Origin of the sequence: Neobacillus niacini NBRC 15566 (genome assembly GCF_001591505.1) — a bacterium.
Classification (GTDB): Bacteria; Bacillota; Bacilli; order Bacillales; family Cytobacillaceae; genus Neobacillus; species Neobacillus niacini.
Window position 1 is genome coordinate 1 of record NZ_BCVA01000098.1, and the last position, 2949, is coordinate 2949.

Sequence of the window (2949 nt, forward strand, 5' to 3'; positions counted from 1 at the left end):
AGGGGATCGGGGACAAATCTCATTTGTGGACAGATAGTTTTGTCCTCAAGCGAGTGAACAAATCGCATGTGTGCCCTTCCTTTGAAAACAGGTACCTTTGTACTCACTTATCAAAAATTTCTGAAATACCCGAAACTAAGAAAAATACAAGGCAACAAAGTTTACGAAAAGAGCAACATTAAAACAACTTTTTGTAATATTTGACCTTATAACACCTTAAATCACATAAGTAAAACAATCGCTGCGATACATAATCTTCGAATATTCCAGCACTGTCCCTGTTTTCTTATCTACACATCCTGATTCTAAGAGTAATAGGGGAACAAGGCTCGGACATTTCAATAGATCTCGTTCTACTTTACTCGGAAAAACCACACTCAATTGGCTGCGCGTCGAGTGAAAATCGGTGTAGCCTTGTTGTCGATAATAGTGAAAAATAGAGTGAATTTCCTTCCCGTCCTTCTCTATATATTCAAAAAGAGATTGAGATAAATAGGAAGTATGGACAGCAATGGGACAGTCAGCTACAATTCGTAATCGGCTAATCTTATACACGGCGTCTTCACGTTTCACTTGCAACATATGATAAATGGAAGAATCGTATGGAATTTTTTCACAGGCTAGATTGATCGTCCTAGAATCATACTGTAATTCCTTCATTTTCTCTGTAAAACTAACATCTCCGGTTAAGATAAGCGGGATTTGCAGTTTCTGATTTTGAACATAGCTGCCTTTTCCTTGTTTCGAAAAAATATAACCGAGTTCCTGCAAGCGTTCATATACCTTCCGAATGACCATTCTTGGTACTTTATACAAGTCGGCTAATTCATTTTCAGAGGGTAATTTGTCATTCGGTTTATATTTTCCTTCCCGTATTTCCGTAATCAACCGATCTACTAATAACGTTTTCTCCGACATCAAGGCTTGCCCCTTTCGACACCAAATCTATGTCTAGTATATCGCCGGAATATGAAATAAACGTTAAGCCTCTGTAAATTTTCAGAACATAAGAAAAAGTCCTAATACACCACTAGGACTTGTTCACCGCTTATCCATGTTTTTTCAAGAAGGCTTCCACATCGTTTAATTCATCAAAATGGGCTTCAAGTTTTTGCCTTGACCAATCCCACCAGGCAATTTCAAGTAACCGATCTGCTATTTCTTTTGAAAACCTTCTTTTAATCGGCTTGCCAGGGACACCAACAACGATTGTATATGGTTCGACATTTTTTGTTACAACTGCTCCAGATCCAACCACTGCTCCTGCACCAATCTCTACGCCTTTCATAATGATCGCACCATGACCGATCCATACATCATGACCAATTTTCACGGTGTGAGTCCTCCGCCAATTAAAAAGAGCTTCGTCATCCTCATTGGCAAAGTTATAGGCCACCTTTCGATAAGTCATATGATGCTGGCTGACTCGGTCCATTGGATGCTGAACCGGATTAATACAGACGTGGGATGCAATCGAACAAAACTTACCTATTTCTGCATAGTTAACCGTTACATCATCCATTGTGTAGGTATAATCACCAAAAGTCGACTCGATAATATGATTATTTTCTCCAATCGAAGTCCATTCCCCTGCATAACTATTGATGATATAACTAGAATCCGCGAAGCTTGGTGTGATGGATAGCTTTTTTTCTTTTTGGGGCTGATAGATAAATGGCATATGAATGTACAGCTCCTTATTTAATTCTATTTTACAATCCGCTCTCTTCTCGCTAGTAGTGCTTCGAGAGTCTCTATTCCTGGACTTTTACTTCCAATTAGCACAGGTTTTTCTCCATACTCACCGTGAAAATCAGATCCACCAGTCATGATTAGGTCATATTTTCTCGCCAGATGTTTGGCTTGTTCTTCATGTCGATCATGATGCAGCGGATGCCAAACCTCGATTCCCTGCAATCCCGCTTCCACTAATTCCGGCACCATTTCAAAGTTGCCATACTGCCCCGGATGAGCAAGCACGGGTACTCCTCCAGCTAGAAGAATGACCTGAACAGCTATTTTGGCATCCAAATATTCCATTGGAATAAACGCAATCCCCGGCTTCTCCCCATTTTGTCCGCGGTTAAATAATTTTTTATAAAGTGGGCCATAAATGGAATCAGTATATCCAGCTTCAATCAATGCATGCATGATATGCTGCTTATAAACGCCTGTTCCTCCATGAGCGATTTCCTTGCAACGCTCCCATGAAATCTTATAGCCTGCAGCCATTAATCTTTCAACCATTTCCTCCGAAGCGCTGTGTCTTTGGTTTACGAGTGGTTGACAAATCGTTTCAATCCCCTCATGACCAGGTTCAATAAAATAACCGAGAATGTGTACACGCCGGCCTCTTTCAAAATCAAACCCTGACATCTCAATGCCTGGAATGACTTCAATACCATATTTCTTTCCCGTTTCAACTGCCTCTTCCAGCCCTTTCGTGGTGTCATGATTTGTAACGGCTAAGTGTGTAACGCCTTGTGCAAGAGCTAATTCCAAGACTTCTTCAATGGATAATGGGCAATCCGAAATATTCGTATGACAATGCAGCTCAATTTTCACGCAGGTCCCTCCTTTACCTTTGTTATAAGAATAACTTGGTACCAAGTTATAAAGTGTTAATTATGAGTAAATTGTTTGTAAATAAAGATGCGATTTAGATTCACCGATTGTTCAGGTGAGGTTTTAGTTTTTTCTGTATACACGTCCTCTACCTGCCAATTTATGTTCTTTACCTGCGGATTTTATTTCCTTACCTGCATAAATCTCTTTTTACCTGCATATTTCCTTTGTTTATCTGCCTAACAAAATCTGCTATGCATACCCTCCTCTAAAAAATCAGGATTCAGCTTGGATTACGTACCATGATTTCCTAAATATGGATATTACGCCCGGAATTTAACATAGATTCTGGATTAGGTGCGGTTTTTTATGGTACCTTTTTTT

At 39.7% G+C, this 2949-nt stretch carries 3 protein-coding genes; all 3 read right to left on the reverse strand.

Going from position 1 to position 2949, the window contains the following annotated elements:
• Window positions 1-216: 216 nt before the first annotated feature.
• Window positions 217-918 (reverse strand): GntR family transcriptional regulator, encoded by a 702-nt coding sequence (locus BANA01_RS28745; protein ID WP_034676689.1) that lies wholly within the window; start codon window positions 916-918, stop codon window positions 217-219.
• Window positions 919-1048: 130 nt separating this feature from the next.
• Window positions 1049-1681: a DapH/DapD/GlmU-related protein gene (locus BANA01_RS28750; RefSeq protein WP_034676690.1), complete on the reverse strand. Its 633-nt coding sequence runs from the start codon at window positions 1679-1681 to the stop codon at window positions 1049-1051.
• A gap of 26 nt (window positions 1682-1707) precedes the next feature.
• Window positions 1708-2565 carry a PHP domain-containing protein gene (locus BANA01_RS28755; RefSeq protein WP_034676693.1) on the reverse strand — a complete coding sequence of 286 codons (858 nt, stop codon included), beginning with the start codon at window positions 2563-2565 and terminating at the stop codon, window positions 1708-1710.
• Window positions 2566-2949: the final 384 nt, after the last annotated feature.

Coding starts and splice junctions, on each gene's coding strand:
- BANA01_RS28745 (WP_034676689.1), bottom strand. CDS start 918: ATGTCGGAGAAAACGTTATTAGTAGATCGGTTGATTACGGAAATACGG.
- BANA01_RS28750 (WP_034676690.1), bottom strand. CDS start 1,681: ATGCCATTTATCTATCAGCCCCAAAAAGAAAAAAAGCTATCCATCACA.